Annotated in this window: 21 protein-coding genes, 1 pseudogene and 1 other annotated feature; of the genes and pseudogenes, 16 read left to right on the top strand and 6 right to left on the bottom strand. The window is 35.0% G+C overall.

What is annotated here, in order from left to right; all coding sequences use genetic code 11:
- The first annotated feature begins 16 nt into the window (after nucleotides 1-16).
- The 9 genes from MKX39_RS16150 to MKX39_RS16110 all read left to right on the top strand — a co-directional run bounded on the left by MKX39_RS16150 (nucleotide 17) and on the right by MKX39_RS16110 (nucleotide 6,051).
- On the top strand, nucleotides 17-280 hold the full coding sequence (locus tag MKX39_RS16150) for a glutaredoxin family protein (protein WP_340770474.1): 264 nt from the start codon (nucleotides 17-19) through the stop codon (nucleotides 278-280).
- Nucleotides 281-338: 58 nt separating this feature from the next.
- Nucleotides 339-1,136 (top strand): transporter substrate-binding domain-containing protein, encoded by a 798-nt coding sequence (locus tag MKX39_RS16145; protein WP_340770471.1) that lies wholly within the window; start codon nucleotides 339-341, stop codon nucleotides 1,134-1,136.
- A gap of 102 nt (nucleotides 1,137-1,238) precedes the next feature.
- Complete coding sequence (locus tag MKX39_RS16140) at nucleotides 1,239-2,036, top strand: transporter substrate-binding domain-containing protein (RefSeq protein ID WP_340770469.1); 798 nt, start codon at nucleotides 1,239-1,241, stop codon at nucleotides 2,034-2,036.
- Nucleotides 2,037-2,054: 18 nt separating this feature from the next.
- Complete coding sequence (locus tag MKX39_RS16135) at nucleotides 2,055-2,759, top strand: amino acid ABC transporter permease (RefSeq protein WP_340770466.1); 705 nt, start codon at nucleotides 2,055-2,057, stop codon at nucleotides 2,757-2,759.
- A 20-nt stretch (nucleotides 2,760-2,779) separates the two neighbouring features.
- Nucleotides 2,780-3,490 carry an amino acid ABC transporter permease gene (locus MKX39_RS16130; protein WP_340770464.1) on the top strand — a complete coding sequence of 237 codons (711 nt, stop codon included), beginning with the start codon at nucleotides 2,780-2,782 and terminating at the stop codon, nucleotides 3,488-3,490.
- 21 nt (nucleotides 3,491-3,511) lie between these two features.
- On the top strand, nucleotides 3,512-4,042 hold the full coding sequence (locus MKX39_RS16125) for a GNAT family N-acetyltransferase (RefSeq protein WP_340770463.1): 531 nt from the start codon (nucleotides 3,512-3,514) through the stop codon (nucleotides 4,040-4,042).
- An 11-nt stretch (nucleotides 4,043-4,053) separates the two neighbouring features.
- Nucleotides 4,054-4,560, top strand: coding sequence for a flavin reductase family protein (locus MKX39_RS16120; protein ID WP_340770461.1), 507 nt, complete (start codon nucleotides 4,054-4,056; stop codon nucleotides 4,558-4,560).
- A gap of 168 nt (nucleotides 4,561-4,728) precedes the next feature.
- Entirely contained in the window at nucleotides 4,729-4,935 is a 207-nt protein-coding gene (locus tag MKX39_RS16115) for a hypothetical protein (RefSeq protein WP_340770459.1), read from the top strand.
- Between the two features lie 81 nt (nucleotides 4,936-5,016).
- Nucleotides 5,017-6,051, top strand: coding sequence for a Gfo/Idh/MocA family protein (locus tag MKX39_RS16110; RefSeq protein ID WP_340770457.1), 1,035 nt, complete (start codon nucleotides 5,017-5,019; stop codon nucleotides 6,049-6,051).
- 182 nt (nucleotides 6,052-6,233) lie between these two features.
- Here the strand turns inward: MKX39_RS16110 and MKX39_RS16105 are convergent, their stop codons facing one another.
- A complete protein-coding gene (locus MKX39_RS16105) occupies nucleotides 6,234-6,677 on the bottom strand; it encodes a MarR family winged helix-turn-helix transcriptional regulator (protein ID WP_340770455.1) in 444 nt (147 codons plus the stop codon).
- A gap of 117 nt (nucleotides 6,678-6,794) precedes the next feature.
- On the opposite strand from MKX39_RS16105, the pseudogene MKX39_RS16100 reads away from it, so the two are divergent.
- Nucleotides 6,795-7,383 (top strand): annotated as a pseudogene (locus tag MKX39_RS16100) (NAD(P)H-dependent oxidoreductase).
- A 201-nt stretch (nucleotides 7,384-7,584) separates the two neighbouring features.
- Here MKX39_RS16100 and MKX39_RS16095 read toward each other — a convergent pair.
- Nucleotides 7,585-7,695, bottom strand: a complete 111-nt coding sequence (locus MKX39_RS16095; protein WP_340771489.1) for a hypothetical protein — start codon at nucleotides 7,693-7,695, stop codon at nucleotides 7,585-7,587.
- A gap of 281 nt (nucleotides 7,696-7,976) precedes the next feature.
- Here MKX39_RS16095 and MKX39_RS16090 point away from each other — a divergent pair, with 281 nt between their 5' ends.
- Nucleotides 7,977-8,219, top strand: coding sequence for a hypothetical protein (locus tag MKX39_RS16090; RefSeq protein WP_340770454.1), 243 nt, complete (start codon nucleotides 7,977-7,979; stop codon nucleotides 8,217-8,219).
- A gap of 63 nt (nucleotides 8,220-8,282) precedes the next feature.
- Here MKX39_RS16090 and brnQ read toward each other — a convergent pair whose 3' ends face one another.
- Nucleotides 8,283-9,605: a branched-chain amino acid transport system II carrier protein gene (brnQ, locus tag MKX39_RS16085; RefSeq protein ID WP_340770452.1), complete on the bottom strand. Its 1,323-nt coding sequence runs from the start codon at nucleotides 9,603-9,605 to the stop codon at nucleotides 8,283-8,285.
- A 69-nt stretch (nucleotides 9,606-9,674) separates the two neighbouring features.
- Nucleotides 9,675-9,927: a binding site (T-box leader), on the bottom strand.
- A gap of 425 nt (nucleotides 9,928-10,352) precedes the next feature.
- Here brnQ and MKX39_RS16080 point away from each other — a divergent pair.
- Together MKX39_RS16080 and MKX39_RS16075 are read left to right on the top strand one after the other, a co-directional pair.
- Nucleotides 10,353-11,570 carry a tetratricopeptide repeat-containing diguanylate cyclase gene (locus MKX39_RS16080; RefSeq protein ID WP_340770450.1) on the top strand — a complete coding sequence of 406 codons (1,218 nt, stop codon included), beginning with the start codon at nucleotides 10,353-10,355 and terminating at the stop codon, nucleotides 11,568-11,570.
- Between the two features lie 17 nt (nucleotides 11,571-11,587).
- On the top strand, nucleotides 11,588-11,764 hold the full coding sequence (locus MKX39_RS16075) for a GGDEF domain-containing protein (RefSeq protein WP_340770448.1): 177 nt from the start codon (nucleotides 11,588-11,590) through the stop codon (nucleotides 11,762-11,764).
- A gap of 55 nt (nucleotides 11,765-11,819) precedes the next feature.
- Here the strand turns inward: MKX39_RS16075 and MKX39_RS16070 are convergent, their stop codons facing one another.
- The gene (locus MKX39_RS16070; RefSeq protein ID WP_340770445.1) at nucleotides 11,820-12,353 is read right to left on the bottom strand and encodes a dihydrofolate reductase family protein; all 534 of its coding nucleotides are present in this window, start codon (nucleotides 12,351-12,353) and stop codon (nucleotides 11,820-11,822) included.
- Between the two features lie 395 nt (nucleotides 12,354-12,748).
- On the opposite strand from MKX39_RS16070, the gene MKX39_RS16065 reads away from it, so the two are divergent.
- Entirely contained in the window at nucleotides 12,749-12,907 is a 159-nt protein-coding gene (locus MKX39_RS16065) for a hypothetical protein (protein ID WP_340770443.1), read from the top strand.
- Nucleotides 12,908-13,152: 245 nt separating this feature from the next.
- On the top strand, nucleotides 13,153-14,211 hold the full coding sequence (locus MKX39_RS16060) for an NERD domain-containing protein (protein WP_340770441.1): 1,059 nt from the start codon (nucleotides 13,153-13,155) through the stop codon (nucleotides 14,209-14,211).
- Nucleotides 14,212-14,534: 323 nt separating this feature from the next.
- Here the strand turns inward: MKX39_RS16060 and MKX39_RS16055 are convergent, their stop codons facing one another.
- Both MKX39_RS16055 and MKX39_RS16050 read right to left on the bottom strand, forming a co-directional pair.
- Nucleotides 14,535-14,990, bottom strand: coding sequence for a staygreen family protein (locus tag MKX39_RS16055; protein ID WP_340770439.1), 456 nt, complete (start codon nucleotides 14,988-14,990; stop codon nucleotides 14,535-14,537).
- A gap of 401 nt (nucleotides 14,991-15,391) precedes the next feature.
- On the bottom strand, nucleotides 15,392-15,718 hold the full coding sequence (locus MKX39_RS16050) for a nucleoside triphosphate pyrophosphohydrolase (RefSeq protein ID WP_340770437.1): 327 nt from the start codon (nucleotides 15,716-15,718) through the stop codon (nucleotides 15,392-15,394).
- A 182-nt stretch (nucleotides 15,719-15,900) separates the two neighbouring features.
- On the opposite strand from MKX39_RS16050, the gene MKX39_RS16045 reads away from it, so the two are divergent.
- Nucleotides 15,901-17,058, top strand: coding sequence for a TerD family protein (locus tag MKX39_RS16045; RefSeq protein ID WP_340770435.1), 1,158 nt, complete (start codon nucleotides 15,901-15,903; stop codon nucleotides 17,056-17,058).
- The last annotated feature ends 119 nt before the right edge of the window (nucleotides 17,059-17,177 follow it).

Below are 17,177 nucleotides of genomic sequence, written 5' to 3'. Positions count from 1 at the left end.
TCAGGAGGCAAAAGACATGGCACAAGATCTATCGGTAATTGTATGGTCAAAAGAAGGATGTAGCTATTGCAATGAAGTGAAGGAATACTTGTCTGAACAAAATATTGAATATAAAACAATCGATGTAACGAATCACGATGAGTATCGCGACATTTTAGAAACAAAATACGGAGTGCGTCACGTACCGGTTGTGGAAATAGGTAAGCATAATGTATACGAAGGGGTAACTGAGGTAGGAATCGAACATCTACAGGCTTCATTGGGAAGTGTGCAAGTATAAAATTTTTTCTCTTTAATACCAACTAATTCTATAGGTTTAATAAAAAGGAGGATACGATTTGAAAAAAGCATTATTAGCTACATTAGTCTCAGCGGTGACCTTATTAGGAGCGTGTTCTTCTAACGTAGCGCAATCTAAATCAGCAGGTGAATCAGATGTACAAAAAATAATTGTAGGCACAGGTACTCAATTTCCTAATGTTTGTTTCATAGATGAAAATGGAAAACTAACCGGGTATGATGTTGAATTAGTGCGAGCAATTGATGAAAAGCTAGAGGAATATGAATTTGAGTTTAAAACGATGGACTTTACTAACCTCTTACTTAGCTTAGAGACTAATAAAATCGATGTTGTCGCTCACCAAATGGAAGTCAACGAAGAACGTCAGGAGAAATTCTTGTTTAACAAAGAGCCGTATAATGTTTTCCCATTACAAATTGTGGTGAATGAAAATAATAAGGATATTAAATCGATTGATGATCTAGCTGGTAAAAAGATAGCGACAACGGCTACTAGTAATTCAGCAGTATTTATAGAGAAGTACAACAAAGAGCATAATTTAGGAGCAGAAATTCTTTATAGTACAACAGATATTAATAACCAACTGCGTACTGGTCGAGTAGATGCAACCATTTCCACACCATTTGCGACGGACTTCAATAATAAATATGCAGATGCTCAACAAAAGGTTGTTGGTGAACCATTATTAAATTCAAATGTATTTTTCTTACTACAAAAGGAGAATACAACTCTTTCAGATCATATAGATGAAGCCTTGATAGAGCTAAAAGAAGAGGGAGTAATAAGTACACTAAGTGAAGAATGGCTTGGAGCAGACTACACAGTAGGATTCTAAAGAAGGGTTATTAGGAGTCGTACATTTTCAGGCATTCTTAGAAGGTGAGCATGCGCAAGATTCAATCCTAGCTTTAAATTTAATGAAAAAGGAGGGAACAAGTTGAAAAAAATAATACTAGTTGCATTAGTCTCAGCAATGGGCTTACTAGGAGCGTGTTCCTCTAACGCAGTGCAATCCAAATCCAATGACAATACCGCTGTTCAAAAAATAATTGTAGGCACAGGAACACAATTTCCTAGTATCTGTTTCATAGATGACAACGGAAAGTTAACTGGATACGATGTGGAATTAGTACGCGCAATTGATGAAAAGCTAGAGGAATATGAATTTGAATTTAAAACGATGGACTTTACGAACCTTTTATTAAGTTTAGAGACAAACAAAATCGATTTTATTGCACATCAAATGGCGGTAAATGAAGAACGTAAAGAGAAGTTCTTGTTTAACGAAGAACCCTATAATATTTTCCCATTACATATTGTAGTGAATGAAAATAACAATAATGTTAAATCAATTGATGATTTGGCTAGGAAAAAGGTAGCTGTCTCGGCTACTAGTAACCCTGCATTATTTATGGAGAATTATAACAAAGAGCATAAACTAGGAGCAGAAATTCTATATAGTACAACAGATCTTAATAACCAGCTTCGTACTGGTCGGGTAGATGCAACCATTTCCACTCCTTTTGCGGTAGATTTCAACAATAAATATGCGGATGCACAGCAAAAGGTTGTTGGGGAATCGCTTTTAAATTCAGAAGTATTCTTTTTACTACAAAAGGACAATAAAGCTCTTTCTAATCGAATAGATGAAGTGTTGGTCGAACTAAAAGAAGAAGGGGTAGTGAGTGCACTAAGTAAAGAATGGTTAGGAGCAGACTACTCAGTTGAATTTTAAACAAGGAGGGCAAAAGGTATGGGAAAGGTATTTGACCCTTCTTTAATATTGGAATTTATCCCGACATTAATAAAATATCTTGGTGTGACGCTTGAGATATTAGCGGTATCTATTTTGTTTGGCGTTCTCATCGGTATAAGTGCAGCCATCCCCAAGCTGTTTAATATTCCAATTTTAAAGCAAATAGTTACTGTTTATATATCTTTTATAAGAGGAACACCTATTATCATTCAGCTGTTCCTCGTGTATTACGGGCTACCTGCTTTATTGTCACTAATCTATATTGATATTACAAGAATGGATGCCTTTTTCTTTGTAATTATCACATATTCTATAAGCAATGGAGCTATATTCGCAGAAATCTTCCGTGGTGCTATTAATGCTGTAGAGTTTGGGCAAACAGAGGCAGCTTATTCGATCGGGATGACTCCTTTTTATAACTTTACGCGAATTGTATTCCCACAGGCTATTCGTGTGGCATTCCCAAATATCGCAAACACGGTTATAGGATCATTGAAGGATACTTCATTAGCTTTTACGATTGGGGTTATGGATATGATGGGTAGGGGAGAAACGTTAATAGCATCCTCAGCACATGCATTAGAAGTATATATTGCTTTGTCGATAATCTATTACGTCGTAGTCCTTATCCTAGAAAAAGGGTTTAGAGTTTTTGAGAAATACACAAATCGTTATCAAGGAATAGATACGTCGGTTGCTTGATCGTAAGGGAGTTAACAGCTATGGGTATTGATATTGGATTTATATGGGTGGCTTTTAAAGAGATCGCAAAAGCAATCCCCTTAACATTAGTATTAGCTATTGTTCCCATTATCATTGGTTTTTTTATTGGATTAGCAGTTACGTTAATAAGAGAGTACAAAGTGAAGGGTTTGTATGTCATAGCAAATGCCTATGTTTCCTTTTTTAGAGGAACCCCAGCAATTATGCATATAATGTTAATTTATTTTGGTATTCCTTTATTACTAGACAGTATCTTTGCTTCGCTTCATATACCATTTCAAACGAGCTCGATTCCTATTATCGTTTTTGTGCTATTTGCATTATCACTTACAGCGGGAGCGTATTTATCTGAAATTATACGGTCAGGTATTTCTAGTGTTGCGAAAGGACAGATGGAGGCAGCGCACTCTATTGGGATGAGTACTTACCAAGCGATGAAAAGAATTCTCTTTCCACAAGCCTTGGCAAAATCGATTCCTAATTTAACAAATATTTCGGTAGGATTTTTACATTTAACGTCTATTGCTTTTCTTGTTTCGCAAAAAGAACTAACTGGAACCGCTAATATCGTGGCATCCTCAAACTTGAAGTTCTTAGAAGCTTTTATCGCTGCTGGAATAATCTATTGGGGGTTATCGATCATTATTGAAGGAATCTCTCATCTCATCGAAAAAAGAGTGAAGGAATATAGTAAGGGCGGAGTTACTTAAAGCCCAAGGAGGTTTTAATCTATGCGAAGTGTAATTACAATTGAAGATATTCGAGTAGGGGAATTTGAGCAGGTTAGTGAAAAGCTTGTAGAAAGCTATTCGCAGTATCAGGCGTCATATAACCGTAAAGAAGACTGGCTAGAGTATGCAGAAAGCTTAAGGGATTCGGTGCATAATCCATTCGTTGACCGTATTTTAGTAGCTAGAGATGGAGAAGAAATTTTAGGAAGCTTACAGCTATTCACCAATTCTGAAACTGCATATAATCTGCCAAACTTAGCGATTTTCTCTCCCATTATTCGGATGCTTGGTGTAAGTCCTTCAGCGAGAGGAAAAGGCGTTGCCCAAGCATTGTTAAGAGAAAGTATCAGCTATGCTCGTGAAAAAGGAGCGGATCATATTTATTTACATTCGACGGATCTAATGGCAGATGCAATTAGGTTATATGAATGGTTAGGATTCAAACGGGATACCTCCAAGGAGTTTAACAAACTAAATTTTGTTGTAAAGTGTTTCAGATACGATATGCAATCTTCAAATACTCAATTCTAAAAGAATAGGAAGTGGAGACAATTTCACAAGTAGAATTTAAAAGAGCATTAGGTAATTATCCAACGGGCGTTACAGTAATCACTACTCTGGATGAAAATAATAAGCCGGTAGGGTTAACCGCAAATTCCTTTGCATCTGTTTCGATAGATCCTTTACTTATTTTATGGTCGCTTGATAAAAAATCGAGCTTATACAATGCATTTATACAAACTAGTAAATTTGCTATAAATATTTTAGCGGAGGATCAAGAAAACTTATGTAGTCTGTTTGCTTCAAAAGTAGCGGATCGCTTCGGTCAATGTGAGTGGGATTTATCCGAACGACAATTACCGGTATTCCCAGGTGCACTTTCCCAACTTGAATGTGAAGTATACAAAAAAGTTGATGCTGGTGATCATATTATCTTCATTGGAGAAGTTATTCACATCTCCAATGAAGATAAAAACCCTTTGCTTTATCACAAACGAAATTTTGGTGCTATTCCCGAGGAATTCTATAAAAAAGTAGCAAAGGTATAAGGTTTAACTTATTGCAGATTGGAGTCTAAAGCGAAGGGGAGTGACTTTATCACCTCCTTCGCTTTTTGGGGAAATGAAAACTGTTAATTGCTTGCGAATCCTAGCACAAGTTCGGTAAGATGAGAAGAAGGACAAGTTATGTTTGCTACAGCTAGAGGAGGTTCAACAGTGAAAAGAACTGGTACAGTGCTGATGTTCATAGGAGCAGTGTTGCTTGGTATTTTTATGTTTGCAGATTTAACAATGGATTTTGGTCTGTGGATTACAGGTTTCTTGATCAGCATGGTCGTTGCAATTTCAGGAACAGTAATGTTAATCATATATTTGGCAAGAGGTATTAAAGCAGAGAAAGCATCAAAAAACGATTTCGAATAGGAAATCGTTTTTTGATGTTCCCTGTGTAAGAAACAATTCTAAATTGTTACTTACACAGGGAACAAAAAAAGGAGAGATACAATGGGGATAAAAGTGGGAATTATAGGATGTGGATCGATTACTAAATTGCGCCATGCACCAGAATATAAAGCAAATCCATTTGTAGAAGAAATCGTTTTTTATGATCGGAATCCTGAACGAGCAGAGGCTTTAGCGGTCATGTTTGATGGGATAGTAGAGCAAGATGTAGATAAATTATTAACAGATCCTACGATTCAAGTAATTAGTGATTGTTCTTCGAATGAATCTCACCATCTATTTTCAACTAAAGCATTATTAAATGGGAAGCATGTACTGTGTGAAAAACCAATCTCGCTTACGATTGAACATGCAAAAGAAATTCTGGATGCGCAAAAGCAGTCCGGAAAAAAGTTTATGGTCGATCACAATCAACGTTTTACACGTGCACATCAAAAGGCGAAAGAAATCATACAGAGTGAAGAGCTTGGAAAAGTACTGACTTTTAGAACGACATTTGGACATTCAGGGCCAGAACAATGGGGTATTAATAAATCTAACTCCACATGGTTCTTTCAAAAGGAGCGTTCTGGTCTTGGTGTAGCAGGAGATTTAGGAATTCATAAGGTAGATTTATTGCACTACTTATTAGATGATGAAATGGAACAGGTAAGTGCTTTCCAAGGAGCACTAGAAAAGGTCGATGAAAACAACGAACCAATAGAAGTATGCGATAACATTGTATGTAGTTTAAAAACGAAAAAAGGGCGTTTAGGAACTGCAGCATTTTCGTGGACATATTACGGAGAAGAAGATAATAGCACTATTATCTACTGTGAAAAAGGTATTGTGAAAATCTATCATAGTGATCAACACCAATTAGAAGTGATTACGAAAGATGGAGAGAAGGTACAATACCAACTAGAGAATATCCAAACGAATAACAACCAAACAAACAGTGGGGTAATCGATGCCTTTATCGAAAGCATCCGAATGGATCAGACTTCGCTTGTTACTGGAGAAGATGCACTTCTTGCTTTAAAAGTTATTTTAGGTATTATAGAAGCAGCTGAAACAAATACGGTTGTGACGATATAAAGTACAAGGATGAAATAAAAATTATACAATAAACAAAGCCTTTTTCTGACTGAACAGAAAAAGGCTTTTTTAATATCATGACTTTCCTTCGATAGTTTTTCAGATCCACTACCCACTTTTGAAATAGGAATTCATACTAAAGAGGAGGAAGTAAATGCAGCATCTTTACTAAAAAGTGATGTTTAACTCTTGTCTGATGAATAAAATAGTTTTGTCTGCAGAACTTCTAATGCATGTTCAATATCATCTAAATCTTCTATTGAAGCATTTTCTATTCGTTTTAGAAAACGAGATTCTATAGTTGCAAAAGCTTCGTTCATCATGGCTTCTCCATCATTCGATAGACGAATATATTGTTTTCGTCGATCTTCAGTATCATTTATTTTTTCAATTAAATTCTTATTACTTAACTTACTGAGCTCACGACTCGTGTTCGGCATAGACATGTTTTGACAATAATTAATTTCACTGGGAGTCACAGGTTGACTAACTGATATATATTCAAGAATATTATATTGGGTCTGCGAGATTGAATCTGACTTTGCATTTTTTGTTAATTCCTGTGTTACTCGATGAACAGAAGATGTAAATGATACTAATTTATAAAAAAGAGCATTTTTGTCCATTTTCCTCACCTCTTATAGACAAGGTAACAAAGATATTGTCAAAAAACAATTATCATTTGATAATTAAAATTTCACATGTTATGATTTAGTTATCAAATGATAATAAAGAGGTGCGTTATGAAGTTGCTGCTAATTTACACATATCCAAACCACAACAGCTTAAACTATACATTTTTACAAAAAGTTCTTAGGGGTAGTAACGAAAATCCCAAGGTAGAGGACTTACAGGTTTTAGATTTATATGAAGAGAAATTTAATCCAACTTCTAGTGTTTAACGAACAAAAGCGAAGACGTGATATGCATACTGATCCTAGTCTTGAAAAATATAGGGAACAATTTATGTGGGCTGACAAGATTGTTTTTATCTATCCGATTTGGTGGGGAAGACCACCTGCAATGCTATTGGGATATGTAGATCAATTATTTTCTTCTAATTTTGCCTATAAAGATAAGAAAGGACTTTTCCCGGAAGGACTATTGAAAGGGAAGTCCGTGGTATGTGTGTCTACCATGAAGGGGCCAACTAACTATCCATTTCTTTGGTTAAACAATGCCCACAAAATTCTAATGAAAAGAGCCTTATTTAATTTTGTGGGTATCAGGAAAGTTAAGTTCTTTGAGTTTGGAAATATGGAAAGTCCAAAGGGAAATCAAAAGAAAAAGCTAGAAAAAGTCTATAATTATTTTAAAAAGATAGAGCACTAAGAAACCAAATCCTTTTTTAACCGAGAAAATCTAAAGAATTTAAAGGAGATTAGAACACTCTAATCTCCTTTAACTTCTACCATAAACCACATTCATCACATAATCTCGAAAAGCGACTCCAATCAAAAACTTCACTTAACACCCGCAATTGTCAGTTACTCTAGCATCTTGGGCTCGTTCTGAAACAGGAAAGTTCATTGCTTACCATGCTGCAATACCCCCGGTCAACTCTTTAATCTTATAATCCTTTTCTAATAATACCTTAGCTACATTGGCAGCAGTATTGCACCAGACATCCCAGCAATAAACAATAATTTCCTTGTCTTTTGGTATTTCGCTTAAGCGATCTTGTAATTCTAATTCAGGTATAATATTCGCATCTCTAAATGGTTAAACTTCTTATATGAACTGGACCGTTTCTTACAAAACCGATTAAATTTATCCATTCTAAATTTCACCTCCAGTTTTTCAAAGAAATAAGAGAAGTTTAAGTGTGAAAAAACTTAGTTATACTATAGAAAATTATAGTAAGTATCGAAGCTAATAATTTTGAAAAAATTATCATGGATTTTTTAGAACAGGAGATAGTAGTCGTGAAAGAATTCAAAGTTACTTACTTTTTTGATGAAGATCATTATATAAGAAGGTTCATCTATGCCGAGTCTCAAGAAAAAGCGGAAGAACTAATTCAAAATGAGCGGGATGGATATATTTCATTTACAGATAGCAGAGGGATATATCATGAACTAAATACGAGGAGAGCTCGAGTGACTCAAATAGCAGAATATCACCGAATAGATAAAACGAAAAAAGCATCAGGGATTGATAAAATCTGATGCTTTTACTTTTAAAATAGAATTTTCAACCACTTTTATGATTGACCTTATGATATAGCATCATCACTCTAAAGTATGTTTCTGAAGGATCAATGGCTTTCTTTTCATTACAAATAATCCATAACCAATTGCAGTACCTACAAGTGAAGGAATAATCCACCCGAGACCAAGTTCTGCGAATGGAAGATAGCCCATATAGATATCAAAGATTCCAAATTTGATTCCAAATGCTTTTAATCCATCATATACAGCGATTATTCCAGTTAGCGTGATTGCTCCAATGTAGACATAGGGAGACCCTCCAAACAGCGGGTGAAAAAAAGATAATACGATTAATACGATCGTTAGGGAATATGTAGCTACCAAAAACGGAACACTTACAGATAAAATGGTGTTTAGTCCAAAATTGGCAAAAACAAAACTAATGATCGTAAAGAACAAAGTAATTTTTTTATAGCTAGCTTTCGGCAATAACGAATGAAAATAATTCCCGCAAGCAGAAACTAAACCTACGCAAGTAGTGAAGCAAGCTAATACAAAAATAATTCCTAATAGCAAATTTCCCCATTGACCAAACAATAAGGAAGAAGCTGACGAAAGGAGCACACTCCCGTTTTCAAATGCCCCAACCCCAGCCATTTCTACTCCAATGTAACCAAGAGAACAATACACAACAGCAAGTAGGGACCCAGCTAGTAAACCAGCTTTAAGCATTTCTCTTCTCATCATTTTCCCCTCTGAAACACCTTGCTGCTTTAAGGTAGTTAAAATGACAATTCCAAATGCAAGAGCGGCAAGTGCATCCATTGTATTGTAACCTTCCAAAAATCCTTTCAAAAATGGGGACTGTTGATATTCTAGTGTCGAAGGACCTAACGAACTATTTTTTAATTGCATAAATCCTGTTACAACTAATACGACCATACCCAGCAATAAAAGTGGCGTAATAGTTTTCCCCATAAGGTCTACCATTTTGCTTTGGTTTAAACTAACTAAAAATACAAGAAGAAAGAACACAGCTGTAAAACCAAATAAAGCAACGGAAGAATCCGCGATAAACGGTTTAAACCCCATTTCATAAGCAAGTGTTGCATTACGGGGGATACCTAGAAACGGTCCTATCGACAAATAAACAATAACCGTAAATACTAAACCAAAAATAGGATGGACCCGACCAGCTAGCGTACGAGCGCCGCCTTTAACCAAAGAAAGTGCAGTTAACACAAGAAGTGGAAGACCCACTGCAGTTACGATAAATCCAGCAATAGCGAGTGGAAAGTTTGTGCCGGCATTTGCACCTAAAAATGGTGGGAAGATAAGATTACCAGCTCCAAAAAACATCGAAAATAACATTAGACCTATAAATAGTGTTCTAGACTTATTCATTTCATTCACTCCTTCAATATAATGATCCATATTCAGTGAAAAATAGGCACAAAAAAACTCGCCCCTATAAAAAGGGACGAGATTACTCGCGATACCACCCTAATTCCGGAAATTTGTCTTTCACAAAAATTCCGGCACTCAGTCAACGTACTATCATACGTGATCCCAAGGTAACGGAGGATAAACCGGCAAAATTTACAAGAAGTTCAATTTTGCTTCTCAGAGATGATTTCAAAAAAGGACTTAAACATCGACTTTCAGCATACGTCGACTCTCTACAGATTAAGTGACCATTCGTACTTATTCTCTTCAACGAATTTGGATTTGTTTAATAGCTTACCAACAGAAAAATGAATTGTCAATATAGTGGGAAAGTTTTACACCCTCAAGTAACTGTGAAGGGAATATAAGACACAGAAAAAGTCATCGTAGAGCAGACTTATTGAAGTGTCTGAGCATTGTTTATTTTATTTGAGAAAGTTTTATCTATTTGAATGGTGTGTTTTGAAGACTATCAATCCAGTGGAAAGGTAATATTAAAATTAACAATGATTGGATAATAAATATTTTCACGTTATAATTGGATAGTCTAAAAGTAATTTTAAATAAGTTTAGAGGTGGGTTAAAATACCTCTATTTTTAGTTTTTCTTATTTTTTACATACTTGTTTAGTCTTGTTTATTGAACTTGTTAATAATAGAACCTTAAATTTTTTTGATAGAAGTCCGATGAGAATGGAGCAAGATAATGGGGAAAGAAATGTTAAGTAGTTTGCAGACAGAAGTTACCCAGTTACGAGCTGAAGGGAAATACCAAGAAACAATTGAAAAAGCAAACGAGCTGTTGGAGATTGGGACCTTATATAATGATTACAAATCAATGCTTATTGCTCATATCAATCAGGCTGCTTCTTATTATTCCATTGGAGATATTGAGGAAGCTTTTGCAAGTATGGAGCAATACGAGGAAATTACACAAGTACATGGTGACGATGCTGACTATCTGCAATTATATAATATCTTGTTCTTGTTATATGAATTTAACAAACAGTATGCCCTTGCGAAAGAAACTCTGCAAAAAAGTATGCATCTAGCAGAGCAATTAAAGAAGTATAATATTTTGAGCAATGCCTATAGTAATTATAGTCATGTGTGCATCAAACTAGAGGAGTATGAAGAAGCATTAGATATGGCAAAAAAAGGGTTAGCTGCTGCAAAGCTACATGAGCCAAACACTCCTGTACTAGAAGTAAGGGTAATGTTTAATATAGCTCATGCCTACATTAACTTAAACCTTTTGGAAGATGCGAACCTAATAATGGTTGAAATGGAACAGAAAAATGTGTTCGATTCATTTGTAAGAGAGCGTGCACAGTTCCAATTATTAAAAGGAGAATGGCTAAGAAAGAAAAAAGCATATAAAGAGGCTTTTCAAGCATATTCTACTGCAAAGGAAATTGTAAATACTTATCAGGATGTCTATTTGTTAAAGACCATTCAAGAAAAACGTTTAAAAACGAGCGAAATAATGGAAGACTTTCATTTATCTTATCAAGTCCAAAAAGAATACATAAACCTTCTAAATATTATTAATGAGCGAGAAATTGCTTATAAGGCTATTAAATTAAATGTAAAACACCAATTATCCAAAATACAGAAAAAAGCAGAATTAGATTATCTAACTGGTTTGTTTAATAGAGGTTATTTGAGTGAACTGGCAACAACTTGGCTCAGGGATGTGAAAGAAATGAAAACGCCAATTAGCTGTATTGCCTTCGATTTGGATGGATTCAAGGCGGTTAACGATGTACATGGACACTTAATGGGTGACAAAGTTATTCGTGAAGTAGGAAAGGTGTGCAAAAGCGCATTAAGCCCTGATTTCGTCATTGGACGTTATGGAGGGGATGAATTTGTGGTACTTGGAAGAAGCTCATTAGATGAAACAGTGAAGCTTGCGTATTGAAAGAAGTTATGTCAGGCATGAGAATAGTTGTAAATGAGCAGTCTATAACAATAGCAGCTAGCTTTGGTGTTTCTTCTACAGAAGATGATTCACTTAATTCCTTTGATGAGCTTTTTCATATGGCTGACATGCGTCTTTATAATGCAAAACAAAATGGCAAGAATCAGGTATACGCAGGTAACATAAAGGTTTGATCAATTAAACAAAAGGACAAGATAGGTGAATGAACTTCACTGTCTTGTCCCTTTGTTATTTCTTCACTTCATAATGAAGCTCAGCAAATTGGTTAAAGCGATTAATACTCTTTAGAGTAAGCTCCGTATCAAAATCCACTTCTTTAAACAAAGGAATTCCTTTTCCGATTAGCACTGGGGACACTGTAATAATCATTTCATCCACTAATTTATCGTTAATGAATGAGTGGATTAAATCTCCACCGCCCATTACCCAAATATTTTTTCCTTCTTTATTTTTTAATTGATTCGTAAAGTCGACTACATTTTCACTAAAGAATTTGACGTTCTCATTATCCTTACTAACGGTTCTAGAGAAAACATAGCATTCCTTACCTTTATAAGGGAAGCTTTCTGATTCTTGTTCGAGAAGCCAATCGTATGTGCGTCTACCCATTATTACAGTATCTACTGTGTCATAGAATTCAGAATATCCATTATCACCTTCACCTTCCACCTTAAATAACCACTCTAAAGAGTCATCCTCTGTGGCAATATACCCGTCTAAGCTTGTGGCAATGAACAATACAATTTTTCTTTTATTAATCATAATAAACTCCTTTAGTTAGATTTCTAGAGAGACCAGGATCAAACGAAGATAAGAGAATTCTGGTCATGGCTCTTTTATAAAAGAAATATAAAGTTACCCTGTGTAAGATACAACTCAGAAACAATTCCAAGTAGTGTTGAAGTTGTGTGTTACACAGGGAGCATATTTTAGTCCCATCATACAATACTTTCTGGAAATTATCCTTTTAAACTTGTCTCTTTAAATTTTCATCCTACATGATAGGTAAAGATTAACTGGACAGCTATAAGCTTACGTAAAAAGGTGATTTTTTTATCGAAGAAATAGTTGAATCATTAAGTTTTAAAGGAAAAATGTTAGAAATGAATTTTTTAGGGAAAAGAAATACTAAGAAGAAAAATAGGAAGGTGAATGTGATGAAAAAAGAGTCTAATCATAACAAGGATACCTCTAATCCAAAAGATATAACTGTGGAGCAAGGAAAGCCCAATGAGTTAAGTGACCAACAGAAAGAAGAACTTCAAGTGAAAGATGGCCAAAATGATCATCATGTGGATGAACGTGGCGGAAATTAATAGGATACAATAAAACACTTTTCGTTAGGTATAGACAATACCTAGTACGAAGAGTGTTTTTTTCTATGAGGACAAAATTAGAAGAAATTCAATCAAAGCAATTTTCACAGTCATGAGTTAATGGCTCCCTGTGTTAAAAAATAAAGTCAGGTAAAATAGTTAAATATTGTGATATTATGAAGGTAATTAGAATTAGTTAAGAGGAAACTATATTTGAAAAATAGGTATTTTGAGGAGAGATTAAAGTGACGGGATTTGCTAAAAAGTCATTTTTAGAAAGAGTGAAATTAGCTTTAAAGGATAAGGAAGAACTAAAAGTACCGGTTCTTATAAAAGAAGGTAGAACTGCTCAAAAAACAATCGATAAAATGCAAATTGATTTGGAAAAAGAGAAGTCATCTGAAACTCAAAAAGACTTAGTAAATAAAATTAAAATCTTTGAATTAGGATTATCCGGTGAAAAAAGTGTTCAATTTGAGCTAATGAACGCATTTATTCCTATTCATATTTTGCATGATCTTTACTTGGAACATGGTGAATGGAAAGCCCAAATTGACTTTATTGTTATAACACGAAAATTTATACTCGTTGTCGAAGTGAAAAATTACTACGGGAACATTCATGTAACAGAACAGGGAGATTTTATACGGAATGTCATGAAGGGGAAAAAGGTAGTTTTTCAAGAAGGATTTTACAGTCCAATACGCCAAATAGAAAGACAAACAGAAGTATTACGAACCTTATTGAAGGAGCATGGGGTAATAGGGGACAAGACGCCTATTAAACAAGTAGTTGTGTTTACTAATAACAAAACAATACTAGACTTGAAAAAAGCAAAAGAGAATATACAAGATAGAATTGTACGTGTAGATGGATTAGTCGGATACATATCAAAGGAATTAAAGAAACCTTCACCTGTTCAAATTTTAGATAATCGTATGTCTGATATAAGTAATTTTCTAATGGAGTCTCACATCGAAAATGAAATAGAAAAGACCGAGGATACAGTAGAAATGAAACTATTAGGTGAAACAGTAGAAGCTATGGAAACTACACCAGTAGAAAATTCTCCAACTGTATCAGGGCTAGAAGAGGCGTTAAGAAAATTTAGAAAAAACAAAGCAACAGCTTTAGGTATGAAAGCATTTCATATATTTTCAAATCAGACTCTAGACGAAATTGTTTCAAAACAACCTACTACTTTGATAGAACTATCAACAATAAGAGGTATTGGTGATAAAAAGATAGAGGAATTTGGGAGTGAAATAATTGAAGTTATTCAGAGACAGGCTTCGAAAGATTGAAAGTCAATTAGATTTAACAATTGTAGCTTTACAACTATTGGAGGATTAATGCAACACTTTGGCTTAGTATGTTATAACCGAGGGGCCTACATCAATATAGATACGTGAGTCTTACCCTCGCTACTAATTTAGAAATGGTATAAAGGAAAGTTTGTGTAGTCCAGTAGAAAACGAAAAAATAGCGAGGTAGACAAATTAAAGAGCAATACTTATTGAAAAATAATGACTAAAGGTCAGAGGGACTGTTTTCTTTTGTACGGAAGTAAGGGATGAAGAAGAAAACAGCTTCGTATATTTCAAGCTTTTCCAATTTTATATGAAAATTAAGTGGTGAAACTGTTGAAAGTCTGCCAAACCTCTTGTTTAGCAAGTGGAGGGTAAGTGGATATGAAATTCACAATGATTAAGGCATTATTTAGATCTGGGTATAGGTGGAATAAAAACCTGTCACCATATCGAATAGCTGTTAAAGCAATTGGTAGTTCGCGTCGGAAAACTTCATCTCGTTTTGTTGCTGTGGTTAAGTCGTACTCTCCTTGATCGATATATAGAAATACATTGAAATATAAACAATTTTCATGTGTTACCCATTCACCTAATACTTCATCTCTCATTTTAGGATTGACTTTATACCACGCAAACTGGGTTCCAATTGTTAAGAATAGTTCTCCAGTGAAATCAGAATGAGTTAGTGTGTATTTTCTAGAAATAATCGGCTCCGTAGCGGTGACGCAATCCCTGTATTCAACAGATAGTTTTTCTGAATTGAACTTACTCATGCCATTAACCCCAATCGTTTATTTATATGTATATGCTACTTTTTTGTTTGAGAACGGTAACAAGTCATGGATGTTCAGAATCATCTAGGAATTTTCATCACACTAAACAAGGAAGGCTAATGAGTTTTTTATTGTATGATGCAATTATTGTAGGAATATGACCCTTCATTGAACAGAGTGTCATATATGAACAAATTAATGGACATAAAAAGCAAAGTGGAGTTTTAGGTAGCAATATAAAACCAATTAAGCTTTGCCTTTCCATCATGTTCAAGCTTGATTGGCTGAAAATCCATTTCCAATTGAACTGATTTTTTACTTTGTTCTCTAGTTGTAAAAAGGTCCAGTAAAATAGTTAAATATTGTGACATAGAATAAGTTGGAAACACTTATCCTTTTACTTATTCATCCTCCACCTCTATCAAATAAATCCCTTCTTCAAATCCACCTCTTTTTTCTTTCTTAGCAATTCGGATTTTCTCCAAATTCTCATAAGTTGCTTCATGAATAGGAAGAGCTGCATGAATTAATTCTAATATGTCTGCTAGTTCCTCTAATGCATCCTGGTGATTCATCGTTTCTTGGAATTCCTGTACTTCTTCATATAGTTTTTTCTTTATTTCCGTTAAATGTTCGGAAGGATCTAGTGTACGAGTAGTGAATTTACTGCCTGATTTTTCGATGACTTGCGGTATTAAATCGCGTACTAGTTTGTTGTAGACTGGCATTGAAAATCCCCCTTTTTCTTTTATTATAGAGAAAACTGGGATTATTTGAAAGGTTAGAACTAGTGGGGTATCCTTCTCTGCTTTCTCATTTTTTAAAAAATACGTGTGTAAAAATCTGAAAACAAAGAAAAAATATAGCGTATTTTGTATAATGGTAAGTAATAATCTAAAGGGGTGTTTTCATGCAAATACAACGTGGGCAGAAGGTTACATTAGAAAATACAACACAACTCGAATGTTTTGTACGATGGTCCACACCGAAAAAAGATATGGAGCTAGATATTTCTTCCTTTTTATTGCAAACTGGGGGTCGCTGCGAAAAGGATGAACATTTTATCTTTTACGGTCAACCACATAGTCCCGATAAATCAGTTAGCTATGCGAAAGGAACAATATTAGATGGCTCGATTACTATTCAGTTGAATACTGTTCCTGAAACAATTGAAAAAATAGCTATTGCCTTGACTATTCATGAAGGAGACGCGCAAAATTTACGTTTTCAAGAAGTAGAAAAGCTAGAGCTTCTTATAAGAGATGCTGCTACAGGCAATACTTTATATACTTATTCGTTTGGTGACGACTTGCAGCAGGAGACGGCCATAGTGGTAGGTGAGTTATATAGATATAAGGGGTATTGGAAATTTAGTGTGATTGGTAGTGGATTTAATGGAGGGCTGGAGGCATTATGCTTAAATTATGGTTTAGAGATTGAAAATAGCGAGAGTAGTATACAGAGTGATCCTACTCCACCTCCTATAGAAGCACCTAAAAAAGAAAAGCCAAACCTGGAGAAAATGAATATTAATCTGAAGAAAAAGGAATCCATATCGATAGCTAAGTCCAATAAAATTGTAGCCACTTTGGAGTGGGCGAATCGTAAAAAGGATTTAGATTTATATTGTTTTTATGTATTGAAAAATGGTGATACAGGAAAAGTGTATTACCGTTCAATGGGGAATGCGAACCAAGAGCCTTTTATTACGCTAGATGGTGATAGTAGGGGAGCAGGGAAAGAAACTATTGATATACACGATCCCTCTAAATTGAAGTATGTATTGTTTGCGGCATATAGCGCAGTTAGCAATGGCATAGGTAGTTTCAAAAGTATGAAGGCGCAAGCTGTCGTTGATAACCAATTGGGTCAACGGATAACTAGCCCGTTATATGAGAAAAATCGTTTAGCTTACTGGGTAGCGATTGCCCATATTGACTTTACAGATGCCGATAATATTAATGTCAGCCACGTAGAGAGGTATTCAAAATCTGGTTCTGAACATTCTCCAGAGCTATACGCGGATGGCTTGTTTGAAATGGATCGTGGAGTAGTTGAGTTTAAATAATTCTTATATGCTGTATCCATTTGTGTGTGGAAGCTAGGATAATGGTGGAAAGTTGTGGGTAGGATATGCAGAGACTGTTCATATTAATGGGGATAACTTTATTCCTCCAAGGCTGTATG

Source organism: Psychrobacillus sp. FSL K6-1464, assembly GCF_038003145.1.
Lineage (GTDB): Bacteria > Bacillota > Bacilli > Bacillales_A > Planococcaceae > Psychrobacillus > Psychrobacillus psychrotolerans.
The sequence above is the reverse complement of the archived record's forward strand: the minus strand, read 5'-3'. Positions and strand labels throughout refer to the sequence as shown.

Excerpts from the sequence above, each read along its gene's own strand:
- MKX39_RS16045 (WP_340770435.1), top strand. The coding sequence starts at position 15,901 with ATGCAAATACAACGTGGGCAGAAGGTTACATTAGAAAATACAACACAA.
- MKX39_RS16070 (WP_340770445.1), bottom strand. The coding sequence starts at position 12,353 with ATGATTAATAAAAGAAAAATTGTATTGTTCATTGCCACAAGCTTAGAC.
- brnQ (WP_340770452.1), bottom strand. The coding sequence starts at position 9,605 with ATGAATAAGTCTAGAACACTATTTATAGGTCTAATGTTATTTTCGATG.
- MKX39_RS16075 (WP_340770448.1), top strand. The coding sequence starts at position 11,588 with ATGAGAATAGTTGTAAATGAGCAGTCTATAACAATAGCAGCTAGCTTT.
- MKX39_RS16050 (WP_340770437.1), bottom strand. The coding sequence starts at position 15,718 with ATGCCAGTCTACAACAAACTAGTACGCGATTTAATACCGCAAGTCATC.
- MKX39_RS16150 (WP_340770474.1), top strand. The coding sequence starts at position 17 with ATGGCACAAGATCTATCGGTAATTGTATGGTCAAAAGAAGGATGTAGC.
- MKX39_RS16130 (WP_340770464.1), top strand. The coding sequence starts at position 2,780 with ATGGGTATTGATATTGGATTTATATGGGTGGCTTTTAAAGAGATCGCA.
- MKX39_RS16055 (WP_340770439.1), bottom strand. The coding sequence starts at position 14,990 with ATGAGTAAGTTCAATTCAGAAAAACTATCTGTTGAATACAGGGATTGC.
- MKX39_RS16065 (WP_340770443.1), top strand. The coding sequence starts at position 12,749 with ATGAAAAAAGAGTCTAATCATAACAAGGATACCTCTAATCCAAAAGAT.
- MKX39_RS16110 (WP_340770457.1), top strand. The coding sequence starts at position 5,017 with ATGGGGATAAAAGTGGGAATTATAGGATGTGGATCGATTACTAAATTG.
- MKX39_RS16105 (WP_340770455.1), bottom strand. The coding sequence starts at position 6,677 with ATGGACAAAAATGCTCTTTTTTATAAATTAGTATCATTTACATCTTCT.
- MKX39_RS16080 (WP_340770450.1), top strand. The coding sequence starts at position 10,353 with ATGGGGAAAGAAATGTTAAGTAGTTTGCAGACAGAAGTTACCCAGTTA.
- MKX39_RS16125 (WP_340770463.1), top strand. The coding sequence starts at position 3,512 with ATGCGAAGTGTAATTACAATTGAAGATATTCGAGTAGGGGAATTTGAG.
- MKX39_RS16135 (WP_340770466.1), top strand. The coding sequence starts at position 2,055 with ATGGGAAAGGTATTTGACCCTTCTTTAATATTGGAATTTATCCCGACA.